The sequence below is a fragment of the Streptomyces sp. NPDC093261 genome (assembly GCF_044753645.1).
In the GTDB taxonomy this organism is placed as follows: Bacteria; Actinomycetota; Actinomycetes; order Streptomycetales; family Streptomycetaceae; genus Streptomyces.
Genome location: NZ_JBIVNO010000004.1, coordinates 391,536 through 415,208 on the forward strand (window position 1 = coordinate 391,536; position 23,673 = coordinate 415,208).

Sequence of the window (23,673 nt, forward strand, 5' to 3'; positions counted from 1 at the left end):
TCATCAGATCCGGTATCCGGAGCCGGGCACGGTGACGATCACCGGGGGCTCGCCGAGCTTGCGGCGCAGGGTCATGACGGTTACGCGCACCACGTTGGTGAACGGGTCCGTGTTCTCGTCCCAGGCCTTCTCCAGGAGCTGCTCGGCCGAGACGACGGCGCCTTCGCTGCGCATGAGAACCTCCAGGACGGCGAACTCCTTGGGCGCGAGCTGGACCTCCCTGCCCTCCCTGAAGACCTCGCGGCGGTTGGGGTCGAGCTTGATCCCGGCGCGCTCCAGAACGGGCGGCAGCGGGACGCTCGTACGCCGGCCGAGGGCCCGCACCCGGGCGATCAGCTCGCTGAACGCGAACGGCTTGGGCAGATAGTCGTCCGCGCCGATCTCCAGGCCCTCCACGCGGTCGCTGACATCGCCCGAAGCGGTGAGCATCAGGACGCGGGTGGGCATCCCCAGCTCGACGATCTTGCGGCAGACATCGTCACCGTGCACCAGCGGAAGGTCCCGGTCGAGGACGACCACGTCGTAGTCGTTGACGCCGATGCGCTCCAGGGCGGCCGCACCGTCGTACACGACGTCGACGGCCATGGCCTCCCGGCGCAGCCCGGTGGCCACCGCATCGGCGAGCAGTTGCTCGTCCTCGACGACGAGTACGCGCACGTCGCTTGTCCTTCCTGTGTCCACCCGCGCCGCCCGGGTGCGGGCAGCCCTCGGGCGGGTCTGTCGTAGGTGTGTGACATCCATCCTGCCCTTTTCGGCCGTAAACCGGCTGTAAGACGGGTGGGAGGGGGTCTGGGCGGGGGCCCGGCCCAAGGGAGTGAGAAATTTTCTCGTGCGGTTGAGGTTTCCCGGGAAGAGCGCTGGGGGAGGACGGCTTTACACCCCGCGATCACGCTCTGCATGTGCCACACCACGTGTGGTCGGCTGCTGACCGCTTCCCGTAGAGCGGGCGTGGGTGTCCGGCACCGTCGCCGCCCAGCCAGGGCAGCGCTGGGCACCCAGGAGACGTGATCGCCCCTTCCCGACGGCACACCCCCGTGCCACCGACCCACGACCCAGGACGAGGGGGCGCAGCATGGACGCATTCACCGCAGGACTTCTGCAGCGCATACGGGCGACCGAGTCCGACCTGACGCGTGCCCGCGAAACCGGCGACGACTTCCTTGCGGATGTCGAACAGTCGGAGCTCGACGACCTGCACCGCCTTGCCGCCGAGCACGGTGTGGAAGTCGGCGCGACACGCGTCTGATCAGCTCGCTCGAAGCGGGGCCCCGGCAGATCCAGGCCGGGGCCCCGCTTCACGTGCGGCACCGCCGACCTGGCGGCGCGCGGCGCTGCACGCGGGCTGGGCCGCCGGGCCCGGGCCGGCGGGCGGTTCCGCGCGCCATGAACTCGCCTCCGGGGGCCGGCGGGGCCGTAGCGCCTTCGCACGGGCTCGCCCCGGTCCGGGGCCGCAGGCAGCTTCGGCGCCGTGGGCTCGCCGCCGCCGACGGGCCCGGCGGCGGCGATGCCTCCCCCGGTGGCCGGTCAGTCGTGCCACGCCCCCAGTTCGTCCAGTCTGGTCTGGAGGCGTTCGAACAGGCCCGGTGGGGCCGCGATCGTCAGGGCCGGGGAGAGCGGCTCCCCGGGGCGGCCGCCGGTCAGGGCGCCCGCCTCGCGGGCGATCAGGTCGCCGGCCGCGTAGTCCCAGGGGTTCAGTCCCCGTTCGTAGTACGCGTCCAGGCGTCCCGCCGCCACGTCGCACAGGTCGATCGCGGCGGAACCACCCCGGCGGATGTCCCGCACCTCGGGGATCAGCCGCCGCGCCACCTCGGCCTGCTGGGCCTTGCGCTCGGCGAGATAGCCGAAGCCGGTGCTCACCAGGGCGAGCCCCAGCTCGGGCGCCGGGCGCACCCGTACGGGGCGGTCGTTCAGGAACGCGCCCCCGCGCTGGACCGCCCGGAAGATCTCCCCGCGGAGCGGCGCGTGAACCACCCCGACGAGGGTCTCCCCGTCCTTGCGGGCCGCGATGGAGATCGCCCAGCTCGGCAGCCCGTAGAGGTAGTTCACCGTGCCGTCGATCGGGTCGATCACCCATTCGACGCCACTGCGGCTCTCGACGCAGGCCCCCTCCTCACCGAGGAGGCCGTCGTCCGGCCTGCGGTCGGTGATCAGGCCGGTGATCAGCTTTTCCGCCGCGATGTCCATCTCGGTGACGACATCGATGGCGCTGGACTTTGTGGCGGCCACCCCGAGGTCTTCGGGGCGCCCCTCGCGCAGGAAGGTCCCCGCCCGGGTCGCCGCCTCCAGCGCGAGTTCCAGGAGTTCGGTCTTCAGCCGTTCGGACGGCGCTGCCTGGTCGGTCACGGTGCTCCTCATGCGTACGGGCTGTCGGCGCCCGCTGCGGCGGGCTTGGGAGCGCGGGACGGGCAGCAGCCCACCGGGCAGACGTGGTGGCTCGGACCCAGCGCCCCGAGGGCGCACGGGGTCGCCTGCAGCCCGCGCTCGGTCGCCGCGCGCTCCACGACCAGGTCGCGGACGGCGGCGGCGAACCGCGGGTCGGCCCCGACGGTGGCCGAGCGGCGGACCGGCAGGCCCAACTCCTCGGCCTTCGCCTTGGCCTCCGTGTCCAGGTCGTACAGGACCTCCATGTGGTCCGAGACGAACCCGATCGGCGCCATCACCGCGGCCGGGACCCCGGCGCCGTGCAGCTCCTCCAGGTGGTCGCAGATGTCCGGTTCGAGCCAGGGGATGTGCGGCGCGCCCGAGCGCGACTGGTAGACGAGTCGCCAGGGGTGGTCCACACCCGTCCGCTCGCGCACGGCGTCCGCGATCAGCCGCGCCACCTCCAGGTGCTGCTTCACATAGGCCCCGCCGTCCCCGTGCTCCTCGGCCGGGCCGGAGGTGTCGGCCGCCGACGTCGGGATGGAGTGGGTGGTGAAGGCGATGTGGGCACCGTCCCGGACGTCCTCGGGGAGGTCGGCCAGGGATGTGAGGACGCCTTCGATCATCGGCTCCACGAAACCGGGGTGGTTGAAGTAGTGCCGCAGCTTGTCGACCTTCGGCGGCTGAAGGCCCTCGGCCTCCAGCGTGGCCAGGGCTCCGGCGAGGTCCTCGCGGTACTGACGGCAGCCCGAGTAGGAGGCGTACGCGCTGGTCGCGAGGACCAGGATGCGGCGGTGGCCGTCCGTGACCATCTCCCGCAGGGTGTCGGTCACATAGGGCGCCCAGTTGCGGTTGCCCCAGTAGACGGGCAGGTCGAGGCCGTGACCGGCGAAGTCCTTGCGGAGGGCGTCCAGGAGGGCGCGGTTCTGGCCGTTGATGGGGCTGACCCCGCCGAAGAGGAAGTAGTGCTGCCCCACTTCCTTCAGGCGCTCCTTGGGGATGCCCCGGCCCCGCGTCACGTTCTCCAGGAACGGAACCACGTCGTCCGGGCCCTCCGGACCTCCGAACGAGAGGAGCAGCAGGGCGTCGTACGGGCTGGCGTCAGTTGCGTCGGGCATGTCTACGATCCTGCCACTCGCGACCGACAGCGCTTCCGCCACCCGCCCGTGCCGATGACGCTCGGCCTGACGCTTCACCCGCGAGCGACCGGGGGTTCGCCCGCGGGACCGCGGCGGTTCGGCCGGCCGGTCCCCCGGGTCCGGCCACCGAGGGCACCGGCGGCACCCGGCCCATCCATGTCCGAACACTGGCGCGGACAGGGCGCGCCGAATACGTTAGGGTTGCCTAGCTCGTAAGGTGCATGCCTCCTTTTCACGCCTTACCGGACGTATCGGAGACGCCGTGCCCAGCCCCTACCGCGCTTTGTTCGCCGCTCCAGGCTCCAAGGGCTTCTCCGCCGCCGGCTTCGTCGGCCGGATGCCGCTGTCGATGATGGGCATCGGCGTGGTCACGATGCTCTCCCAGCTCACGGGGCGCTACGGGCCGGCAGGCGGGCTCTCGGCCACCATCGCGCTCTCCGCCGCCGTCGTCGGCCCCCAGATCTCGCGCCTGGTCGACCGGTACGGGCAACGCCGGGTGCTGCGCCCGGCGACACTCTTCGCGCTGACCGCGGCCGCCGGTCTGCTCCTGGCCGCCCACCTCGCCTGGCCGGACTGGGTGCTCTTCGGGTGCGCCGCGGGTATCGGCGCGGTGCCCAGTCTCGGCGCCATGGTCAGGGCCCGCTGGGCGACCCTGTACGGGGGCACCCCGCACCTGCACACCGCCTACTCCTTCGAGTCGGTGGTCGACGAGGTGTGCTTCATCTTCGGGCCGATCATCTCCATCGGCCTGTCCACGAGCTGGTTCCCTGAGGCCGGGCCCCTCCTCGCCGCATGCTTCCTCGCCACCGGCGTCTTCTGGCTCACCGCGCAGCGCGCCACCGAACCCGCGCCGCACCCGCGCGACCACCACACCGGCGGCACCGCGCTGCGCTCACCGGGACTCCAGGTGCTGGTCGCCACGTTCGTGGCCACGGGAACGATCTTCGGCGCGGTCGACGTGGTGACGGTGGCCTTCGCCGACGAGCAGGGCCACAAGGCGGCCGCCAGCGTCGTCCTGGCGCTCTACGCGGCGGGCTCCTGCGTCGCCGGCCTGGTCTTCGGGCTGCTGCGCTTCACGGGCGCCCCGGAACGCAGGTGGCTGCTGGGCATATGTGCCATGGCCGTGAGTATGATCCCCCTCCTACTGGTCGGGAACTTGCCGTTTCTGGCCGTGGCGTTGTTCGTTGCGGGCCTGACCATCGCACCCACCATGATCACGACGATGGCCCTCATCGAGCGGCACGTACCACGCGCGCATCTGACCGAGGGAATGACCTGGGTGTCCACCGGGCTCGCGGTCGGGGTCGCGATCGGCTCCTCCGCGGCAGGCTGGGTGATCGACGCGGCCGGCGCGAGGACCGGGTACGGGGTTCCGGCCGTGTCCGGTGCCGTCGCGGCCGCGGTCGGTTTCCTCGGGTACCGCCGGCTCGGCAGGCCGGCTCCGCAGCGGGGAGGGTCCCATGAGCACCACAGTGAGCGGGAAGAGCGGCACGTGGCGTAACTGGGCGGGGAACGTCACCGCCCGGCCCCTGCGGGAGATCACCCCCGCCTCGGTCGAGGAACTCTCCGCCGCCGTACGCAGGGCGGCCGAGGACGGCCTCAAGATGAAGGCTGTCGGCACCGGGCACTCCTTCACGGCCGCCGCGGCCACCGACGGCGTCTTGATACGTCCTCAACTGCTGACCGGGATACGCGCGATCGATCGTGCGGCCGGCACGGTCACCGTCGAGGCGGGCACCCCGCTCAAGCGGCTCAATGCGGCGCTCGCGCGCGAGGGGCTGTCGCTCACGAACATGGGCGACATCATGGAGCAGACCGTCTCCGGCGCCACCAGCACCGGTACGCACGGCACCGGCCGCGACTCGGGCTCGATCGCCGCTCAGATCAGGGGACTCGAACTGGTCACGGCCGACGGCTCGGTGCTCACCTGCTCCGAGAAGGAGAACCCGGAGATCTTCGCGGCGGCGCGCATCGGCATCGGCGCCCTGGGGGTCATCACCGCGATCACCTTCGCGGTGGAGCCGATCTTCCTGCTCACGGCCCGCGAGGAGCCGATGCCGCTCGAGAAGGTCCTCACCGACTTCGATGAACTGTGGGCCGAGAACGAGCACTTCGAGTTCTACTGGTTCCCGCACACCGGGAACACCAACACCAAGCGCAACAACCGAAGCGCCGGCCCCGAGAAGCCGGTCGGGCAATTCCGCGGCTGGTTCGAGGACGAGTTCCTCTCCAACGGCGTCTTCCAGGCGGCCAACCTGGTCGGCCGCGCCGTTCCCGCCGCCATCCCGGCGATCGCCCGGATCTCCAGCCGCGCCCTGTCGGCACGCACCTACACCGACATCCCCTACAAGGTCTTCACCTCGCCGCGGCGGGTGCGGTTCGTGGAGATGGAGTACGCGGTCCCGCGCGCGGCCCTGGTGGACACGCTGCGTGAACTGAAGGCCATGGTCGACCGATCGAGCCTGCGCGTCAGTTTCCCCGTCGAGGTCCGCACCGCCCCGGCCGACGACATCATCCTGTCCACGGCCTCCGGGCGGGACAGCGCGTACGTCGCTGTACACATGTTCCGCGCTACGCCATATCAGGCATACTTCACCGCCGCCGAGCGGATCTTCACGGCGCACGAGGGACGGCCGCACTGGGGCAAGGTGCACACCCGGGACGCGGAGTACTTCGCCGGGGTCTATCCGCGCTTCGGCGAGTTCACGGCCGTACGGGACCGGCTCGACCCCGACCGACGCTTCGGGAACGACTACCTCCGCCGGGTACTGGGCTCGTAACGGGCGCTCAGATTCGGCCGTGGCGCCCACTGTTCGCGCTCCGGATTCCGCATCAACACCGGCTTCCACCTACCCGCACCCCTATGGCTCGCGCTTCTCGCACCCCCATGGCCCGCGCCTCCCGCGCCCCTCAGCCTTCCGCACAGGCGCACCCGGCCGGCCGTGGACGATCGTCCGCCCACGCGAGAGGAGGACGCGCGGCCCTCACCATTGGTTCCGTTTCGGGTGGTTGGGTGAGGTGTGCCACGTTTGGGGGCCACGAAAACGGCGCATCGGACGGCCAAGTCGCGCACCTTGCCAGAAGTTGGGCGGCGCGCCGATCCACGGAGGTGGCCCGAATGGAGTACTGTTGCGAGCCCTGGGTCCGGTCTCCCGCCAGGATGTCCGGGGCCTTGCCGGACCGCCTGGAGGGGGCTAGTTGCACAGGGTGACGCAGTTGGTCACTTAGCGTTGCGAATAGGTAACCGTGCCATAACGGCGATCCAGGGCCCGTGCCCGACACGCCGGGCAACTCGGCAAGGTTGTGGCAGGCTGCACCCGGGCAGGCCACACTCGACTAGCGGAAGCAGCGACGCACGTGACGTCGGCAGGCACCACCCGGGAGGTCCCCATGCCCGAACTGCGTGTCGTGGCCGTCTCCAATGACGGCACACGGCTGGTGCTGAAGGCTGCGGACAGCACGGAGTACACGCTTCCGATCGATGAACGGCTCCGCGCCGCCGTGCGCGGCGACCGTCCCCGCCTCGGCCAGATCGAGATCGAGGTGGAGAGCCATCTCCGCCCCCGAGACATCCAGGCCCGGATACGGGCCGGCGCGTCCGCCGAAGAGGTGGCACAGCTCGCCGGAATTCCCGTCGACCGCGTACGCCGCTTCGAGGGTCCGGTGCTCGCCGAGCGTGCCTTCATGGCCGAGCGGGCCCGCAAGACCCCCGTGCGCAGGCCCGGGGAGAACGCCGGCCCCCAGCTCGGCGAGGCCGTCCAGGAACGGCTGTTGCTGCGCGGCGCCGAGAAGGACACCGTCCAGTGGGACTCCTGGCGCCGCGACGACGGCACCTGGGAGGTCCTGCTCGTCTACCGGGTCGCGGGCGAGACCCACTCGGCGAGCTGGACGTACGACCCGCCCCGCCGACTCGTCCAGGCCGTCGACGACGAGGCGCGTTCGCTGATCGGGGAGTCCGACGACCTGGCGGCGCCCGAACCGAGCTACCCGTTCGTACCGCGGATCGCCCGGCTGCCGCGCGAGGGCCGGCTCGACCGCGCCCTGGACCGTTCGGCGGACCGGCCCGTCCTGCCCTCGCAGGCGCCCGAGCCCGGGGAGGAGAGCACCGGTGACCGGGACTCGCTCACCAGTCTCCTGGAGGCGGTGCCGAGCTTCCGCGGCGACATGGTGGTGCCCGAGCGGCCCGCGGAACCGCAGGAGGAGCCCGTCGAGGAGCCCGTGGCGGAGGAGCCCCCGGCGCCCGCGGCCTCGGCCTCGGCCGGTTCGGCGTACGCGGACGTTCTCATGCCGCGCACGGTGAACAGCCACCGCGATCGCCTCATCGGTGCGACGGACCGTCAGGCCGAGGCGGACGGGGTCCGTCCGGGCCGGCGGGCGGCGGTCCCGAGCTGGGACGAGATCGTGTTCGGGACACGGCGCAAGAAGCAGGAGTAGGCGGACGCTCCACGTCGACGCCCACAGGAACGGTAGACACATGGGTGCGGGGCCCACGCGATCGCGTGGGCCCCGCACCCATGTGGTCGTCCTCAGGCGATCAAGCCGGCTGACGCGCGTTCACTGCGGGTCGGAACCCACCGCCACCGGGCGGCTTCCGTCCGACGACCACTCCGACCACGAGCCCACATACAGCGCGGCGGGAATCCCCGCGAGCGTGAGCGCCAGGACCTCCTGGGCGGCGGAGACCCCCGAACCGCAGTACACGCCGACCTCGGTGCCCTCCGTCACGCCGAGCGCCTTGAAGCGGTCGGCGAGTTCGGCGGCGGGCCGGAAGTGCCCGCTCTCCGTCAGGTTCTCCGTGGTCGGCGCGGAGACCGCGCCCGGGACATGGCCGCCCACGCGGTCGAGCGGCTCGACCTCGCCCCGGTAGCGCTCGCCGGCCCGCGCGTCCAGCAGCAGGCCCGTGCGGGCGAGCGCCGCTGCGCCGTCGGCGTCGAGCAGTCGCAGCGCGCCCGGCGTGGGCCGGAAGTCGCCGACGGCGGTCTCCTCGGTTCCGGTGGCCAGCGGCCCTTCCCAGGCGTTCAGTCCACCGTCGAGTACCCGCACATCCGGGTGGCCCGTCCAGCGCAGCATCCACCACGCGCGCGCGGCGGCCCAGCCCGGTCCGCCGTCGTACACGACGACCGGCCTGTCGGAGGAGACGCCGGCGGCCCGCATCGCCGCACCGAAGCGATCCGTGTCGGGCAGCGGATGGCGGCCCCCGGGACCGGGCGGGCCCGCGAGGTCGGCGTCCAGGTCTACGAAGACGGCCCCCGGAATGTGCCCGGCCGCGTGGGCGGCGCGGCCGTCGAAGCGGGTACCGGCCGCCGTACTGAGCTGCCAGCGGATGTCCAGGAGCGTCGGCGGACGTGGTCCCGCCAGGTCACTGGCGAGTTCGGATGCGGAGATGATGGCCTTCATGGCCCCATCCTTGCGCACGGGGTGGCCGCCTGGCCCGGGTCCGGCTACTCTGCTCGGCCGGACGAGCCCGATCACCGTCCGTACGGAATCGGGCACACCCCGTACCCCTGACCGCGCCCTCACGCCGGGACGGCCAGGACCCAGGGCTCGCGGCCTCCGCCGACCACGGGCGCCGCGCCCCGGCGCGGCCACGGCGCAGGACACGCGCCGTGGTGCGAGCATCGGCACGGGGCGTGCACCTGCGCGTGCGCGGCACATGCGCACGCGGTGGAAGGCGAGCGGCCACCACGAGAGGCCGAGAAGAGAGTGACCATGACCGAGGCGCGGGAGCCGGCCGGCCCGAACGGCACGACGCACTCATGGCAGCCGCCCGGCACCCCGTGCTGGGCGAGTCTCATGGTGCACGGGATGGCCGAGACCAAGGAGTTCTACGGGGCGCTGTTCGGCTGGGAGTTCCGGCCGGGGCCCCGGCCGCTGGGGCCGTATGTGCGGGCCCTGCTGAACGGCTGCGAGGTGGCCGGCATCGGGCGGCTGCCGCCGGACCGCCATCTGCCGGTCGCCTGGACTCCGTACTTCGCCTCGGACGACGTGGACGCGACCGCCGAATCGGTGCGTAGCTGCGGCGGAACGGTCGCGGTCGGTCCGCTGGACGCCGCCGAGGCCGGACGGCTCGCGATCGCCTCGGACCCGATGGGCGCGGTGTTCGGCATCTGGCAGGCGGCACGGCACCTCGGCACGAGCCTGACGGGCATCCCCGGGGCCCCCGCCTGGAACGAGCTGCTCACCTACGACGCCGCGGGTGTCGCCAAGTTCTACCGGACCGTCTTCGCCTCCGGAGGGGATCCGGACGTGCACGACAGCCCCGATGACATCACCCTGCGCATCGAGGGGCGTCCGGTCGCCGCGATCCATGGCGCCGGTCCCGCACTGTCCCGGGACCACGGCCCGCACTGGATGACGTACTTCCAGGTCGAGGACGTCGACCGGGCGGCCGAGCGGGTCGCCGCACTGGGCGGGCGTGTGGTGCGTCCCGGGGGCGTCACGGCCGTCGGCCGCGCGGCCACCGTCGCGGACCCGGAGGGCGCGGTGTTCGCGCTCGTCAGCCGGCACGACCGGGTGCGCGGGTGAACCGGCGGGTCGTCAGGTGGACGACACCGGCAGCACGTCCGGGGAGAGGGCGGCCGCACGGGCAGCGGCCGCCGTCATCCGCCGGCGGTGATGGCGACGGCACAGCACCTCGTAGCCGACCTCCCCGGCCGACCGGTCCACGTCACCGACCACGACCTGCTCCCCCTCGACCACCATCTCCCCGCCCAGCGTCCGAGCGTTGTGCGTCGCCCGCGCCCCGCACCAGCACATCGCCTCGACCTGCAACGTCTCCAGCCGGTCGGCCAACTCGATCAACCGCTGCGAGCCAGGGAACAACCGGGTACGGAAGTCCGTGGTGATACCGAAGGCGAAAACGTCCAGCTCAAGGTCGTCCACGATCCGACCGAGCTGGTCGATCTGCTCGGGGGCCAGGAACTGGGCCTCGTCCACGATCACGTAGTCAACCCTGCCGCCTCGCGACAGCTCCTCCACCACATACCCGTACAGATCCAGACCCGGCTCGGCCTCCACCGCATCGGTGACCAATCCCAGACGGGACGACAACTTCCCCTCCCCAGCACGGTCGTCACGCGTGAAGATCAGCCCCTGCAGCCCGCGAGCCGAACGGTTGTGCCCAATTTGAAGCGCCAAAGTTGACTTTCCACAGTCCATAGTCCCGGAGAAGAACACCAGCTCGGGCATGGGGAAGTGCGGCCTTTCAGGGCAGGGGGGAAGGAGGAGGGCAGGAGGCGCGGGTGTGCGCCCCGCGCCTCAGGTGCGGACTTCGAGCAGTGGCACCAACTGCTCCACGGCCGTCATCGAGCCATGGTTGCCGACCATCGACGACTCCTTCGGCTCCCGCTGCGAGGCGATGATGAGGACGTCGTCGTGGGCCGCCGCGACCACGTCACCGATGCGGGCGTACACCCGTTCGTCGACGTGCGGGCCGAACCAGCCGGCCGCGATCGCCTCGTCCCGTGAGGCCACCCAGAACTGCTCGCCGAGCACCTCGCGCCAGCAGGTCAGCACATCGTTCTCGGCGCCGGGAAGGGCGTAGACATGCCGGGCGCGTCCCTCGCCGCCCAGGAGGGCGACTCCGGCGCGCAGCTCCCAGTCCTCGTCGAAGTCGATGCGGTGCCGCTCGTCGAACGGAATGTCGAGCATGCCGTGGTCGGCGGTGACATACAGAGCGGTGCGCGGCGGCAGCTGCTCCGCCAGGCGCTGGACGAGCCGGTCGACGTGCATGAGCTGGCCGCGCCAGGTGTCGGAGTCGACGCCGTGGCGGTGGCCGGCGCCGTCCAGTTCGGCGTAGTACGTGTACACCAATGAGCGGTCGCCGGCGGCCAGTTGCTCGGCGGCCAGGTCCATGCGGTCCTCACCGGTCAGCCGGCCGAGGAAGGTGCCGCCGCTGAGCGCGACCTTGGTGAGCGGGGTGTGCTCGAAGGTAGGGGAGGAGACCTGGACGGTGTGCACCCCGGCCGCGTCCGCGAGCTGGAAGACGGTCGGGTACGGCTGCCAGGCGTACGGGTCGGTCCAGGGCTGCCAGCGGAGCTGGTTCATCAGCTCGCCGGTGTCGGGGTTGCGGACCGTGTATCCGGGCAGTCCGTGCGCTCCCGGCGGCAGACCGGTGCCGACCGAGGCGAGCGACGTCGCGGTGGTCGCCGGGTAGCCCGCGGTCAGGGGGCGGCCGGTGCCGCCGCGGGAGGACGCCAGGAGGGAGGTGAGGAAGGGTGCCTCGTCGGGGTGCGCCTTCAGTTGCTCCCAGCCGAGACCGTCGATCAGGAACACGCAGTTGCGGTCGGCTGCGGTCAGTTCCGTTATCACCGGGGTCTGGCCCGGCACGTCCATGCCTGCGGCCAGGGTGGGCAGGAGGTCGGCGAGGGAGCCGGATCCGTACTGGGGCAGGGGCGCGGACCCGGCGGCGAGCGGCTCCGGGTGGTCCTCCCAGGTGGGCAGCGCCATCAGTGGTTCGGATCCGCGGTCGCCTCGGAGAGGGACTGCGCGAAGGCGAGTGCCTGGCGCACCGTCTCCGGGCCGTCCCCGGCCTCGCTGACCCGGAGGCTGAGATCGTCCGCCGTCGAGCTGCCCGTGTAGCCGTGGTCCGCCTCGCAGTTGGGGTCGCCGCAGGCGGCGGGCTCCAGGTCGATGCGGGAGACGGCACCCCAGCCGATGGTCAGCACGATCTCGCGGGGCAGGGTGCCCGGCGTGTACGCCTCCGGGTTGGCGACCACCCGGCTGACGACGACCGACGAGATCCGGCCGAGCTTCACCGACTCCGTCGACGTCGTGGCGTACGGCGTCGGGGAGGTGTCGTCCGCGGCCTGCTCGTCGGTGTGGCTGACGATGAAACGGGTCCCGGTGAGGACCAGCACGGTGACGTGGCGACGCACCTCGTTGGCGTCGAACGTGGTCTCCTGGTGGACCAGGTACGACCGGATGGGCTCGCCGCCCACCGCGGCTTCCACCGCTTCGGCCACGAGAGCCGGGTAGTAGCCGCTGCGCTCGATCGCCGCGCGCAGCCCCTGGGTCGTCGTACTGGTCTTGGCCATGACGTCCATCCTACGGGGGCGCACTGACTGCGAGGCACCGCTTGTCGCCGCTCAGTACGGCGGGAGCGTCCTCGGGCCGAGGTCGCCGCGGGCCGGCGGCGGCGCGAGCCGCACGGAGGCGCCGAGCACGCTGAGGCCACGGGGCGCGACGACGACGGGCTCCAGGGTGACCGCGACGACCTCGGGGTGGTCGTCGACCAGGCGTGACACGCGCAGCATCAGCTCTTCGAGGGCGGGAGTGTCCACGGGTGCGGAGCCCCGCCAGCCGAACAGGAGCGGCGCGGTCCGGATCGACCGGACCAGGGAGACGGCATCGCGGTCGGTGACCGGAATCAGGCGGTGCGCCATGTCGTCGAGGAGTTGTGAGGCGGCCCCGGCCAGCCCGAAGGACAGCACGGCGCCGGCGGCCGGGTCGATCACGGCCCGTACGAGCGTGTCCACGCCGCGTGGCGCCATGCCCTGCACGACCGGCCGCAGCTCCTCCGGCTTCCCGAACAGCTCGGTCAATTCGGCGTACGCGCGCCGCAGTTGCTCCTCGTCGGCCAGGTCGAGGCGTACCCCGCCCAGGTCGGCGCGGTGCCGCAGGTGCGGCGCGGTGGCCTTGAGGGCGACCGGGTAGCCGATCACCCGGGCGGCGCGGGCGGCGTCGTCGGGGGTGGGTGCGGGCAGGGCCCTGCGGACGTGGATGCCGTAGCGCGCCAGCAGGTCGCAGGTCTCGTCGGCGCCGAGCGTGAGGCCCTGGCCCCGGGCGAGGAGCCTCCCGATCAGCGAGGCGGCGCCCTTCTCGTCGATGTCGTCGTACTCGGGCACCTTGCCGGGCTCGGCGGCGTCGCGTCGCCACTGTCCGTATCTGACCGCTTCCGCCAGGGCCCGGACGGCGCGCTCGGAGGCGGGATAGGCGGGGATCAGACGGGCGTCCGCCGGCGTCTGAACCGTGGTGGGCGGCCGTTCCGCCGGGCGCGGGAGGTCGGTGCGCTGTGCCTGGGGCGAGGTGCCGGCCGCGGCGGACAAGGCCTCGGCGAGCCCGCCCAGCTCGACGTGGACCACGAGTACCGGCTTCGCGGGGGCAGCCGCGGCGGCCGAGCGGAGGGCCCGCGCGAGCGCGGCGTCCCCGGCCGAGGTCTCCCCCACCGTCGGGATGGCCGTCACCACCACGGCGTCGCACGCGTCGTCGGCGAGCGCCGTGGTGAGCGCCCGGTGGAAGTCCTCGGCCGACGCCGCCGTCGTCAGGTCGAGCGGCGGCAGGGGGCGCAGCCCCTCCGTCAGGCAGGCGTCGTAGGTCAGCAGGCCGAGCGACTCGGAGTTGCCGAGGATCGCCACCCGTGGCCCGGCGGGCAGCGGCTGGCGGGCCAGCAGCAGCCCCGTGTCCACCAGTTCCGTGATCGTGTCCACCCGGATCACCCCGGCCTGCCGCAGCAGCGCGGAGACCGTGGCGTGCGGCAGTCGCGTGGCGCGTACGGCATGGCCCTGAGGGGCGCCTCCGTGCCGCGCGCCCTGCACCACGACAAGGGGCTTGGCGGCCGCCGTGCGCCGTGCGAGCCGGTTGAACTTGCGCGGGCTGCCGATGGTCTCCAGGTACATCAAGGCGACATCGGTGTCCGGGTCTTCGTACCAGTACTGGAGGACGTCGTTGCCCGAGACATCCGCCCGGTTCCCGGAGGAGACGAAGGTCGACACCCCGGTGACCCCGGTCACGCCTCCACCGCGCCGGTGCAGCCGCGAGAGCAGCGCGATGCCGATGGCGCCGGACTGGGCGAACAGCCCTATGCGCCCGGTGCGCGGCATATCGGGCGCGAGGGAGGCGTTGAGCCGGACGTCCGGTGAGGTGTTGATGATCCCGAAGGCGTTGGGTCCGATGATCCGCATGCCGTACGACCGTGCCTGGCGCACCAGCTCGCGCTGACGCTCCCGTCCCTCCGGTCCGATCTCGGCGTATCCCGCGGAGATCACCACAAGCCCCTGCACCCCGTGCTCGCCGCACTCGGCGACGACCTCGGGGACGCGCTCCGCGGGGACGGCGACGACCGCGAGGTCCACCGGCTCGGGGACCTCGCGGACGGAGCGGTGGGCGGGCACCCCGTCGAGTTCCTTCCGGTCCTCCTCGAAGGCCTTGTTCACCGCGTACAGGCGGCCGGTGTACCCGCCGTCCCTGAGATTGCCGAGCACACTGCGGCCCACTCCCCCGGCTGTGCGGCCCGCGCCGATCACGGCCACCGAGCCGGGCGCCAGCAGCCGCTGCACCGACCGTGCCTCGGCCCGCTGCTCCCGCGCCTGTTGCACGGCCAGCGACCGGTCGGTGGGCTTCAGGTCCAGCTCCAGGCGTACGACGCCGTCCTCGAAGCTGCGCTTCTGCCGGTATCCGGCGTCCGTGAACACCTTGATCATCTTGGCGTTGGCGGGCAGCACCTCGGCGGCGAACCGGCGGATGCCGCGCTCCCTGGCGACCGCCGCGATGTGCTCGAGGAGGGCCGAGGCGACCCCGCGTCCCTGGTGCGCGTCCTGCACGAGAAAGGCGACCTCGGCCTCGTCGGCGGGCGAGGAGGCGGGCATGCCGTCGGTGCCGATGCGGTCGTAGCGTACGGTGGCGATGAACTCGCCGCCGATCGTGGCCGCGAGTCCCACCCTGTCCACAAAGTCGTGGTGCGTGAAGCGGTGGACGTCCCTGGCGGACAGACGAGGGTACGGCGCGAAGAAGCGGTAGTACTTCGACTCGGCGGAGACCTGCTCGTAGAAGCTGACGAGGCGCTCGGCGTCATCAACGGTGATGGGTCTGATGCGTGCGGTGCCCCCGTCGCGCAGCACCACGTCGGCCTCCCAGTGGGCGGGGTACTCGTGCCGGTCCGACGCGGTCTGCATGGGCCCCAGAGTACGGCTCGCGTCCGACAACGGTGCGAGGCAGGCTGGGGGCACGTGCGCGGGCCGTCCCAGCATGCGGACCGCCCGGGGAAGGGGCTTCCGTCCGGTCCGGGAACCCTTCACCATATGGAAAACTGGTCTAGACAACCCTGAACACCTGAAGGGCAGCAACACATGGCTGAGCGCCGCGTCAACGTCGGCTGGGCCGAGGGCCTCCACGCCCGCCCCGCCTCCATCTTCGTCCGGGCAGCCACGGCTTCCGGGGTCCCCGTGACCATCGCCAAGGCCGGCGGCAACCCGGTCAACGCCGCGTCCATGCTGGCGGTTCTCGGCCTGGGCGCCCAGGGCGGCGAAGAGGTCGTCCTGGCCTCCGACGCGGAGGGTGCGGACGCCGCGCTGGACCGCCTGGCCAAGCTGGTCGCCGAGGGCCTCGAGGAGCTTCCCGAGACCGTCTGACCCTTCGGAGAGAACCGGTCACGAAAGCCGCGTCGCCTCGGGCGGACGCGGCTTTCGCCGTCTTCGGGCAGCGGACGCGGTGGGCTTCGCGGTCGCGAGGACGGCGCCTTGACAGGGCGCGCGCGGGGAAATGCGGCGCGCTCGCGAGAATTACGCGTGGCGCACGGAAATCACGTACGCCGAATTTACGGGGCACACGGCAACCAGCGCAGCCGAAATGCGCTTCGCGGAATATCCCTCTTTGTATACGGCGCCTGTGTTAATGCCGGGACCCCGACACGTTTACGGCATGTTGCGAAGTCCTCACACGGTCACCGCGGTCGCCCGCGCCGGGGAAACGCAGCCGGTGCGCGGCGGTCGCGCGTTCGGTGTGCAGCGCCGTGATGGCGCGCGCCCGCTCGCTGTCGCCGCGCGCGACGGCGTCCACGATGCCGCCGTGCTCGGCCCAGGACTCCATGGGGTTGGCCGGCGCCTCGACCGCGTACATCCAGGCGATCTTGTGGCGCAGCTGGCCGAGCGTCGAGGTGAGCGCGGGGCTCCCGCAGGCCTGCGCCAGGGTCTCGTGGAACCAGCCTCCCAGCGAGCGCAGATCCTCGCTCGGGCCCCTTCTTGCGCGCTCCTGGCCCAGTCTGACCAGGCCACGCAGCACCTTGAGATGGGCCTCGGTACGGCGCTGCGCCGCGCGGGCGGCCCCCAGCGGCTCCAGCAGCATCCGCATCTCCAGGAGGTCGGCGGCCTCCTGCTCGGTGGGTTCCGCGACACACGCGCCCGCGTGTCTGCGGGTGACGACGAAGCCCTCGGCCTCCAGGGTGCGTAGGGCCTCGCGGACAGGGACGCGGGAGACGCCGTAGCGGCGGGCGAGCAGTTCCTCGGTGAGCCGGCCGCCGCGCTCGTAGACACCCGCGACGATGTCATCACGGATCGCCGTGCATACCGAGTGCGCCGGAATACGCATGACCGACCACCGCCTTAATCCCCGGGAAACGTCGCCGGTTGACATGTGTCCAGCCGACTCTATTGCAGCGGGGCGGAATTTCCGACGGCAGACCGGAATCCATGGATATTTTTTGGCAGACAGCAGTTCGAAACGACGACGGCCCCGGCGGACGGGGCCGTCTCACGTCCGGCCGCCGTACGGCGGCCGCGGTCAGACGTTCACGCCGTGCGACCTGAGATAGGCGACCGGGTCCATGTCCGAGCCGTACTCCTGGGTCGTGCGCGCCTCGAAGTGGAGGTGCGGCCCGGTCGTGTTGCCCGTGGCCCCGGAGAGGCCGATCTGCTGACCGGGGGCGACACGCCGGCCCACGGAGACACCGATGGACGACAGATGGCCGTACTGCGTGTAGGTGCCGTCGTTCATCCTGATGACGATCTGGTTGCCGTACGCGCCGCCCCAGCCGGTCTCCACGATGGTGCCCGCGCCGACCGCGTGGACGGGCGTGCCCGTGGCGGCGTGGAAGTCGATGCCGGTGTGGGCGCCGGAGGACCACAGTGAGCCGCCGGTCTTGTAGCCGGTGGAGACGAACGAGTGGTAGATCGGCGGCACGAAGGCGTTCAGGCGCTCACGCTCGGCGTCGCGCGCCGCGCGCTCCTTGGCCTCGCGCGCCTCACGGGCCTTCTCCGCCGCCTGCCGGCGCGCGGCCTCCGCGGCCTGCTTCTGCTCGGCGGCCTGCTTCTGTGCGGCGGCCTGGGCGTCGATCTTCTCGGCGACCGAGTCGCCGAGGGTGACGGCCTGGATGAGTCCGGTCTCCTCGACCGGGTGCCCGGCGGCGAAGGCCGGGGCGGCCAGGGCGCCGATGGCGCCGGTGGTGGTGAGCGCCGCGACGCCCACCGCGTTCGTGGCCGTACGCCGCATACGGCTCGGACGGCGGTGCTTCCCGGTGGCGCAGGTGAACGCCATGAAGTGGCTGGTCCTTTCCTTCCCTCTCGCCTACCGGGTTAGCTGACGGGTTCGGAGCAGGAAGGTCTCCTACGGGCTGACGCCCGATTCACCCCAGGGACTGCGTAAGCCCCCTCGCCGCGAAGGCGCGAGGGCAGGGTGGGTCCCCGGCTCCCCTGGCTCGCGCCGTACGGGGACTCGGCGATGACTGTCCGGTGCCGCGGGTGCGGCGCACTGCCTGACGGACAGCCCGACAGACGCTAGAAGGGCCCTCTTTCCCTCGGCAAACCGAGCAGGGGGTTTGTAGCGCATCCCACAGGGCGGAGAAGCAGCCTCCAAGGCAATACGGACAAACCGCGTGAGGGGCCCTGGTGACGGAAGATGTCACCAGGGCCCCTTCGCGACCTCGCCGTTCCGGACGCGTACGAGGAGTCTCTACTCGGCCCGTACGACGTGCACTTCGCCGATGCCGAGCGCCGTGACGGGCTCCTCGATCTGTGCGGCGTCACCGACCAGGACGGTCACCAGACGGTCCACGGGGAAGGCGTTCACGACGGCGGCCGTGGCCTCGACCGTGCCCGTCTCGGCCAGCTTCTGATAGAGCGTCGCCTGGTAGTCGTCCGGCAGATGCTGCTCGACCTGGTCGGCGAGCGTGCTCGCGACGGCCGCCGCCGTCTCGTACTTGAGCGGCGCCACGCCCACCAGGTTCTGCACGGCGACGTCACGCTCGGCATCGGTCAGTCCCTCGGCGGCGAGGGTGCGCAGCACCTTCCAGAGGTCGTCGAGCGCCGGCCCGGTGTTCGGCGTGTCGACGGAGCCGCTGATGGCCAGCATCGCGGCGCCGGTGCCGTCGGGCGCGGAGCGCAGCACCTGGCCGAACGCCCGCACACCATAGGTGTAGCCCTTCTCCTCCCGCAGGACGCGGTCCAGGCGGGAGGTGAGGGTGCCGCCGAGGCAGTAGGTGCCGAGCACCTGTGCGGGCCACACCCGGTCGTGGCGGTCCGCGCCGATGCGGCCGATGAGCAGCTGCGTCTGGACGGCCCCGGGGCGGTCCACGATGATCACCCGGCCGGTGTCGTCGGCAGTGACCGGCGGCACGGGGCGCGGCTTGGCGGGCTTCCCCGTCCAGGCGCCGAGCGTGTCGCCGAGGAGCGCGTCGAGGTCGACGCCGTGCAGGTCGCCGACCACGACCACGGAGGCCGTCGAGGGCCGTACATGGCGCTCGTAGAAGGCGCGGACGGCGGCGGCGTCGATGTGCGCGACCGTCTCCTCGGTGCCCTGACGCGGGCGCGACATCCGCGAGGTTGCCGGGAACAGCTCCTTGGAGAGTTCCTTGGCCGCGCGGCGGGCCGGGTTGGCCATCTCGTGCGGGATCTCGTCGAGGCGGTTGCGCACCAGGCGCTCGACCTCGCTGACGTCGAACGCCGGTGACCTCAGGGCGTCGGCGAGCAGCCCGAGCGCCTTCGGGAGGCGGGAGACGGGCACTTCGAGGGACAGGCGCACACCGGGGTGGTCGGCGTGGGTGTCCAGGGTGGCGCCGCAGCGCTCCAGCTCGGCGGCGAACTCCTCGGCGGAGTGCTTGTCGGTGCCCTCGGAGAAGGCGCGCGCCATGATCGTGGCGACGCCGTCGAGGCCGGCCGGCTCGGCGTCCAGGGGCGCGTCGAGGAGCACCTCGACGGCGACGACCTGCTGGCCGGGGCGGTGGCAGCGCAGCACCGTCAGGCCGTTGTCCAGGGCGCCGCGCTCGGGTGCCGGGAACGCCCAGGGCCGGGCCGTCCCGGCCTGGGGCCGCGGGTGGAAGTCCATGGTCGCGAGCTCGGTCACTTCGCCGCCTCCTCGTCGTCGCTGGTGCCTTCGGCGGTGGTGGTCCCGGCGGCTTCCGGGGGCTCGGCCGCGACCGGCTCGTACACGAGCACCGCGCGGTTGTCGGGACGCAGGCGGGCCTTGGCGATCTCCTGCACCTCCTCGGCGGTGACGTCGAGCACCCGCCGCACGGCGGTCAGGGCGAGCTGCGGGTCGCCGAACAGCACGGCGTACCGGCACAGTTCGTCGGCGCGGCCGGCGACCGTGCCGAGCCGGTCCAGCCATTCGCGCTCCAACTGGGCCTGGGCGCGCTCCATTTCCTCGGCCGTGGGGCCCTCCTCGGCCAACCGGGCGAGCTCCTCGTCGATGGCGGACTCGATGACGGGCACCTCGACGTCGCCGGAGGCCTTGACGTCCAGCCAGCCAAGAGAGGGTGCCCCGGCGAGCCGGAGGAGACCGAAGCCGGCGGCGACGGCGGTGCGGTCCCGCCGTACGAGCCGGTTGTAGAGACGGGAGGACTCGCCGCCGCCGAGGATGGTGAGGGCCAGATCCGCCGCGTCGCACGCGCGCGTGCCGTCGTGCGGCAGCCGGTAGGCGGCCATGAGGGCGCGCGCCGGGACCTCGTCCTCGACGACCTCGCGCAGCTGCTCGCCGATGACGTCGGGCAGCGATCCGTCGCGCGGCGTGGGCTTGCCGTCGTGGGCCGGGATGGACCCGAAGTACTTCTCGACCCAGGCGAGGGTCTGCTGCGGGTCGATGTCGCCGACGACGGAGAGGACGGCGTTGTTGGGCGCGTAGTACGTGCGGAAGAAGGCGCGCGCGTCCTCCAGGGTGGCCGCGTCCAGGTCCGCCATCGAGCCGATGGGCGTGTGGTGGTATGGGTGGCCCTCGGGGTAGGCGAGCGCGGTCAGCTTCTCGAAGGCGGTGCCGTACGGAACGTTGTCGTAGCGCTGGCGGCGCTCGTTCTTCACGACGTCCCGCTGGTTCTCCATGGACTCGTCGTCCAGCGCGGCGAGCAGGGAGCCCATGCGGTCGGCCTCCAGCCAGAGGGCGAGCTCCAACTGGTGAGCCGGCATGGTCTCGAAGTAGTTCGTGCGCTCGAAGCTCGTCGTGCCGTTCAGCGAGCCGCCCGCGCCCTGCACCAGTTCGAAGTGGCCGTTGCCCTTCACCTGCCCCGAGCCCTGGAACATCAGGTGCTCGAAGAGGTGGGCGAGACCGGTGCGGCCCTCGACCTCGTGACGCGAGCCGACGTCGTACCAGAGGCACACCGCCGCGACCGGGGTCAGGTGGTCCTCGGAGAGCACCACGCGCAAGCCGTTGGCCAGGCGGTGCTCGGTCGCTGTCAGGCCCCCGGAGCCTGCCTCGGCTGTGGCCGTGTGACCCATGGGCATGTACGTCCCTTCGATCGCGGAGCTGTCGCGGAAACCCGCGGTTTCCTGCCGGTCCTGTCACTGTATGCAAGCGTGCGGACCAGTGGCGAAGTTCCCGGCCTGCGTACGCCGAGAGCGAGACCGCGATTACGGGGGGTGGAGGACACCCTACGGTGTTGACGGCCCCGAAACGCGCCCGTTCCCGGGCCGAGGGCGTCGGAGGACGGGTCCTGGTCCGCGTTGTCGGTGCGGCGGTCCACAATGGTCCGCGTCAGATTCGTTCATGCCCAGCACAGACTGTGAAGGAGCCGGCAGCAATGGCCCGCCGCAGCACGAAGACCCCGCCGCCCGACGACGCGTACGAGGAGAGGATCCTCGACATCGACGTCGTCGACGAGATGCAGGGCTCCTTCCTCGAGTACGCGTACTCGGTCATCTACTCCAGGGCCCTGCCGGACGCCCGCGACGGCCTCAAGCCGGTGCACCGGCGGATCGTCTACCAGATGAACGAGATGGGCCTGCGCCCCGAGCGCGGCTATGTGAAGTGCGCCCGCGTCGTGGGCGAGGTCATGGGCAAGCTGCACCCGCACGGCGACGCGTCGATCTACGACGCCCTGGTGCGCATGGCGCAGCCCTTCTCGATGCGCGTCCCGCTCGTCGACGGACACGGCAACTTCGGTTCGCTGGGCAACGACGACCCGCCGGCCGCCATGCGGTACACCGAGTGCCGGATGGCCGAGGCGACGAGCCTGATGACCGAGTCGATCGACGAGGACACGGTCGACTTCGCGCCCAACTACGACGGCCAGGAGCAGGAGCCGGTGGCCCTGCCGGCCGCCTTCCCGAACCTTCTGGTGAACGGCGCCTCGGGCATCGCGGTCGGCATGGCCACGAACATGCCGCCCCACAACCTGGGTGAGGTCATCGCGGCCGCCCGCCACCTGATCCGCCACCCGAACGCGGATCTGGACACCCTGATGAGGCACGTCCCGGGCCCGGACCTGCCGACCGGCGGCCGGATCGTCGGCCTCTCGGGCATCCGCGACGCGTACGAGACGGGCCGCGGCACCTTCCGGATCCGCGCCACGGTGTCGGTGGAGAACGTGACCGCGCGCCGCAAGGGCCTCGTCGTCACGGAGCTGCCCTTCACGGTCGGCCCGGAGAAGGTGATCGCCAAGATCAAGGACCTGGTCGGCTCGAAGAAGCTCCAGGGCATCGCCGACGTCAAGGACCTCACCGACCGCGAGCACGGTCTGCGCCTGGTCATCGAGATCAAGAACGGCTTCGTGCCGGAGGCGGTCCTGGAGCAGCTCTACAAGCTGACGCCCATGGAGGAGTCCTTCGGCATCAACAACGTGGCGCTGGTCGACGGCCAGCCGCTGACCCTGGGCCTCAAGGAGCTGCTGGAGGTCTACCTCGACCACCGCTTCGACGTCGTCCGCCGCCGCTCGGAGTTCCGCCGCGGAAAGCGCCGCGACCGCCTCCACCTGGTGGAGGGCCTGCTCACGGCGCTCGTGGACATCGACGAGGTCATCCGCCTGATCCGCTCCAGCGACAACTCCGCGCAGGCCAAGGAGCGCCTGATGGAGCGCTTCTCGCTGAGCGAGGTCCAGACGCAGTACATCCTCGACACCCCGCTGCGCCGTCTGACCAAGTACGACCGGATCGAACTGGAGGCGGAGAAGGACCGGCTCAACGCCGAGATCGCGGAGCTGACCCGGATCCTGGAGTCGGACGCGGAACTGCGCAAGCTGGTCTCGGCCGAACTGGCCGCGGTGGCCAAGAAGTTCGGCACGGAGCGGCGCACGGTGCTCCTGGAGTCCTCCGGTGCCCCGGCCCCGACGGTCCCGCTTCAGGTCGAGGACGCCCCGTGCCGGGTGCTGATGTCCTCGACGGGCCTGCTGGCGCGGACGGCGAACGGCGACCCGTTCGAGGAGGAAACCGAGGGCAGGCGCGCGAAGCACGATGTGATCGTCTCCGCGGTCCCGGCGACGGCGCGCGGCGAGGTGGGCGCGGTGACGTCGGCCGGGCGGCTGCTGCGGCTGAACGTGATCGACCTGCCGCAGCTGCCGGAGACGGCGGCACGGCCGAGCCTGTCCGGGGGCGCGCCCGTCTCGGAGTTCGTCTCCCTGGAGGCGGACGAGACGGTGGTCTGCCTGACGACGCTGGACGAGTCCTCGCCGGGCCTCGCGCTCGGCACGGCGCAGGGCGTCGTCAAGCGTGTGGTCCCCGACTACCCGGCGAACAGGGAGGAGCTGGAGGTCATCACCCTCAAGGAGGGCGACCGGATCGTCGGCGCGACCGAACTGCGCACCGGGGAGGAGGACCTGGTCTTCATCACGGACGACGCACAGCTGCTGCGCTACCCGGCGTCCCAGGTGCGTCCGCAGGGCCGCCCGGCGGGAGGCATGGCGGGCATCAAGCTCACCGACGGGGCGAAGGTGATCTCCTTCACGGCGGTGGACCCGGCGGTCGACGCGGTGGTCTTCACCGTCGCGGGCTCGCGCGGCACGCTCGACGACTCGGTGCAGACCACCGCCAAGCTGACCCCGTTCGACCAGTTCCCACGCAAGGGCCGGGCCACGGGCGGTGTCCGCTGCCAGCGGTTCCTCAAGGGCGAGGACTGCCTGTCACTGGCGTGGGCGGGTGCGACACCGGCCCGGGCCGCGCAGAGGAACGGCATGCCGGCCGAGCTGCCCGAGATCGACCCGAGGCGTGACGGCTCGGGTGTGTCGCTGGCCAAGACGGTCGCGGCGGTGGCGGGACCGGTGTGA

Annotated in this window: 19 protein-coding genes and 1 riboswitch; of the genes, 7 read left to right on the forward strand and 12 right to left on the reverse strand. The window is 71.9% G+C overall.

Annotation, left to right across the window (positions count from 1 at the left end; translation table 11 throughout):
• Window positions 1-3: 3 nt before the first annotated feature.
• A complete protein-coding gene (locus ACIP94_RS13350; RefSeq protein ID WP_071369401.1) occupies window positions 4-657 on the reverse strand; it encodes a response regulator transcription factor in 654 nt (217 codons plus the stop codon).
• A 415-nt stretch (window positions 658-1,072) separates the two neighbouring features.
• On the opposite strand from ACIP94_RS13350, the gene ACIP94_RS13355 reads away from it, so the two are divergent.
• The gene (locus ACIP94_RS13355; RefSeq protein WP_234513720.1) at window positions 1,073-1,246 is read left to right on the forward strand and encodes a hypothetical protein; all 174 of its coding nucleotides are present in this window, start codon (window positions 1,073-1,075) and stop codon (window positions 1,244-1,246) included.
• 278 nt (window positions 1,247-1,524) lie between these two features.
• Here ACIP94_RS13355 and ACIP94_RS13360 read toward each other — a convergent pair whose 3' ends face one another.
• Together ACIP94_RS13360 and ACIP94_RS13365 are read right to left on the reverse strand one after the other, a co-directional pair.
• Window positions 1,525-2,355, reverse strand: a complete 831-nt coding sequence (locus ACIP94_RS13360; protein WP_402423922.1) for an inositol monophosphatase family protein — start codon at window positions 2,353-2,355, stop codon at window positions 1,525-1,527.
• On the reverse strand, window positions 2,352-3,479 hold the full coding sequence (locus tag ACIP94_RS13365) for a ferrochelatase (protein WP_402423925.1): 1,128 nt from the start codon (window positions 3,477-3,479) through the stop codon (window positions 2,352-2,354). Before ACIP94_RS13365 ends, ACIP94_RS13360 begins: the two co-directional genes overlap by 4 nt.
• Window positions 3,480-3,762: 283 nt before the next feature.
• On the opposite strand from ACIP94_RS13365, the gene ACIP94_RS13370 reads away from it, so the two are divergent.
• The 3 genes from ACIP94_RS13370 (at window position 3,763) to sepH (ending at window position 7,934) form a co-directional block, all read left to right on the forward strand.
• Window positions 3,763-5,001 (forward strand): MFS transporter, encoded by a 1,239-nt coding sequence (locus ACIP94_RS13370; protein WP_402423928.1) that lies wholly within the window; start codon window positions 3,763-3,765, stop codon window positions 4,999-5,001.
• Window positions 4,961-6,280, forward strand: coding sequence for a D-arabinono-1,4-lactone oxidase (locus ACIP94_RS13375; protein ID WP_402423931.1), 1,320 nt, complete (start codon window positions 4,961-4,963; stop codon window positions 6,278-6,280). Before ACIP94_RS13370 ends, ACIP94_RS13375 begins: the two co-directional genes overlap by 41 nt.
• A 610-nt stretch (window positions 6,281-6,890) precedes the next feature.
• The gene (gene sepH / locus ACIP94_RS13380) at window positions 6,891-7,934 is read left to right on the forward strand and encodes a septation protein SepH (protein ID WP_402423934.1); all 1,044 of its coding nucleotides are present in this window, start codon (window positions 6,891-6,893) and stop codon (window positions 7,932-7,934) included.
• A 120-nt stretch (window positions 7,935-8,054) separates the two neighbouring features.
• Here sepH and ACIP94_RS13385 read toward each other — a convergent pair whose 3' ends face one another.
• Window positions 8,055-8,897, reverse strand: a complete 843-nt coding sequence (locus tag ACIP94_RS13385) for a sulfurtransferase (protein WP_402423937.1) — start codon at window positions 8,895-8,897, stop codon at window positions 8,055-8,057.
• A 312-nt stretch (window positions 8,898-9,209) separates the two neighbouring features.
• Here ACIP94_RS13385 and ACIP94_RS13390 point away from each other — a divergent pair, with 312 nt between their 5' ends.
• On the forward strand, window positions 9,210-10,025 hold the full coding sequence (locus tag ACIP94_RS13390; RefSeq protein WP_402423940.1) for a VOC family protein: 816 nt from the start codon (window positions 9,210-9,212) through the stop codon (window positions 10,023-10,025).
• A 12-nt stretch (window positions 10,026-10,037) separates the two neighbouring features.
• Here the strand turns inward: ACIP94_RS13390 and ACIP94_RS13395 are convergent, their stop codons facing one another.
• From ACIP94_RS13395 to ACIP94_RS13410, 4 genes are all read right to left on the reverse strand, one after another.
• Entirely contained in the window at window positions 10,038-10,688 is a 651-nt protein-coding gene (locus tag ACIP94_RS13395; RefSeq protein ID WP_402423943.1) for a thymidine kinase, read from the reverse strand.
• A 69-nt stretch (window positions 10,689-10,757) separates the two neighbouring features.
• Window positions 10,758-11,948 carry an alkaline phosphatase family protein gene (locus ACIP94_RS13400; protein ID WP_402423946.1) on the reverse strand — a complete coding sequence of 397 codons (1,191 nt, stop codon included), beginning with the start codon at window positions 11,946-11,948 and terminating at the stop codon, window positions 10,758-10,760.
• The gene (locus ACIP94_RS13405; RefSeq protein ID WP_402423949.1) at window positions 11,948-12,535 is read right to left on the reverse strand and encodes a DUF5998 family protein; all 588 of its coding nucleotides are present in this window, start codon (window positions 12,533-12,535) and stop codon (window positions 11,948-11,950) included. Before ACIP94_RS13405 ends, ACIP94_RS13400 begins: the two co-directional genes overlap by 1 nt.
• Before the next feature lie 51 nt (window positions 12,536-12,586).
• Complete coding sequence (locus tag ACIP94_RS13410; protein ID WP_402423952.1) at window positions 12,587-15,391, reverse strand: GNAT family N-acetyltransferase; 2,805 nt, start codon at window positions 15,389-15,391, stop codon at window positions 12,587-12,589.
• Between the two features lie 174 nt (window positions 15,392-15,565).
• On the opposite strand from ACIP94_RS13410, the gene ACIP94_RS13415 reads away from it, so the two are divergent.
• Window positions 15,566-15,847 carry an HPr family phosphocarrier protein gene (locus ACIP94_RS13415; RefSeq protein WP_361658492.1) on the forward strand — a complete coding sequence of 94 codons (282 nt, stop codon included), beginning with the start codon at window positions 15,566-15,568 and terminating at the stop codon, window positions 15,845-15,847.
• 259 nt (window positions 15,848-16,106) lie between these two features.
• Here the strand turns inward: ACIP94_RS13415 and ACIP94_RS13420 are convergent, their stop codons facing one another.
• The 4 genes from ACIP94_RS13420 to ACIP94_RS13435 all read right to left on the reverse strand — a co-directional run bounded on the left by ACIP94_RS13420 (window position 16,107) and on the right by ACIP94_RS13435 (window position 20,920).
• Window positions 16,107-16,802, reverse strand: a complete 696-nt coding sequence (locus ACIP94_RS13420; RefSeq protein ID WP_402423955.1) for a GntR family transcriptional regulator — start codon at window positions 16,800-16,802, stop codon at window positions 16,107-16,109.
• A 192-nt stretch (window positions 16,803-16,994) separates the two neighbouring features.
• Window positions 16,995-17,747: a M23 family metallopeptidase gene (locus ACIP94_RS13425; protein ID WP_402423958.1), complete on the reverse strand. Its 753-nt coding sequence runs from the start codon at window positions 17,745-17,747 to the stop codon at window positions 16,995-16,997.
• Between the two features lie 12 nt (window positions 17,748-17,759).
• Window positions 17,760-17,940, reverse strand: a riboswitch (cyclic di-AMP (ydaO/yuaA leader).
• A 221-nt stretch (window positions 17,941-18,161) separates the two neighbouring features.
• The gene (locus ACIP94_RS13430) at window positions 18,162-19,550 is read right to left on the reverse strand and encodes a M16 family metallopeptidase (RefSeq protein WP_402423960.1); all 1,389 of its coding nucleotides are present in this window, start codon (window positions 19,548-19,550) and stop codon (window positions 18,162-18,164) included.
• Window positions 19,547-20,920: a M16 family metallopeptidase gene (locus ACIP94_RS13435; protein WP_402423963.1), complete on the reverse strand. Its 1,374-nt coding sequence runs from the start codon at window positions 20,918-20,920 to the stop codon at window positions 19,547-19,549. Before ACIP94_RS13435 ends, ACIP94_RS13430 begins: the two co-directional genes overlap by 4 nt.
• 296 nt (window positions 20,921-21,216) lie before the next feature.
• Here ACIP94_RS13435 and ACIP94_RS13440 point away from each other — a divergent pair, with 296 nt between their 5' ends.
• Entirely contained in the window at window positions 21,217-23,673 is a 2,457-nt protein-coding gene (locus ACIP94_RS13440) for a DNA topoisomerase (ATP-hydrolyzing) subunit A (RefSeq protein WP_402423965.1), read from the forward strand.

Bases quoted from the DNA above. Each gene is read 5' to 3' on its own strand.
- ACIP94_RS13355 (WP_234513720.1), top strand. From the start codon at position 1,073: ATGGACGCATTCACCGCAGGACTTCTGCAGCGCATACGGGCGACCGAG.
- ACIP94_RS13360 (WP_402423922.1), bottom strand. From the start codon at position 2,355: ATGAGGAGCACCGTGACCGACCAGGCAGCGCCGTCCGAACGGCTGAAG.
- ACIP94_RS13365 (WP_402423925.1), bottom strand. From the start codon at position 3,479: ATGCCCGACGCAACTGACGCCAGCCCGTACGACGCCCTGCTGCTCCTC.
- ACIP94_RS13375 (WP_402423931.1), top strand. From the start codon at position 4,961: ATGAGCACCACAGTGAGCGGGAAGAGCGGCACGTGGCGTAACTGGGCG.
- sepH (WP_402423934.1), top strand. From the start codon at position 6,891: ATGCCCGAACTGCGTGTCGTGGCCGTCTCCAATGACGGCACACGGCTG.
- ACIP94_RS13385 (WP_402423937.1), bottom strand. From the start codon at position 8,897: ATGAAGGCCATCATCTCCGCATCCGAACTCGCCAGTGACCTGGCGGGA.
- ACIP94_RS13390 (WP_402423940.1), top strand. From the start codon at position 9,210: ATGACCGAGGCGCGGGAGCCGGCCGGCCCGAACGGCACGACGCACTCA.
- ACIP94_RS13395 (WP_402423943.1), bottom strand. From the start codon at position 10,688: ATGCCCGAGCTGGTGTTCTTCTCCGGGACTATGGACTGTGGAAAGTCA.
- ACIP94_RS13400 (WP_402423946.1), bottom strand. From the start codon at position 11,948: ATGGCGCTGCCCACCTGGGAGGACCACCCGGAGCCGCTCGCCGCCGGG.
- ACIP94_RS13405 (WP_402423949.1), bottom strand. From the start codon at position 12,535: ATGGCCAAGACCAGTACGACGACCCAGGGGCTGCGCGCGGCGATCGAG.
- ACIP94_RS13410 (WP_402423952.1), bottom strand. From the start codon at position 15,391: ATGCAGACCGCGTCGGACCGGCACGAGTACCCCGCCCACTGGGAGGCC.
- ACIP94_RS13415 (WP_361658492.1), top strand. From the start codon at position 15,566: ATGGCTGAGCGCCGCGTCAACGTCGGCTGGGCCGAGGGCCTCCACGCC.
- ACIP94_RS13420 (WP_402423955.1), bottom strand. From the start codon at position 16,802: ATGCGTATTCCGGCGCACTCGGTATGCACGGCGATCCGTGATGACATC.
- ACIP94_RS13425 (WP_402423958.1), bottom strand. From the start codon at position 17,747: ATGGCGTTCACCTGCGCCACCGGGAAGCACCGCCGTCCGAGCCGTATG.
- ACIP94_RS13435 (WP_402423963.1), bottom strand. From the start codon at position 20,920: ATGCCCATGGGTCACACGGCCACAGCCGAGGCAGGCTCCGGGGGCCTG.
- ACIP94_RS13440 (WP_402423965.1), top strand. From the start codon at position 21,217: ATGGCCCGCCGCAGCACGAAGACCCCGCCGCCCGACGACGCGTACGAG.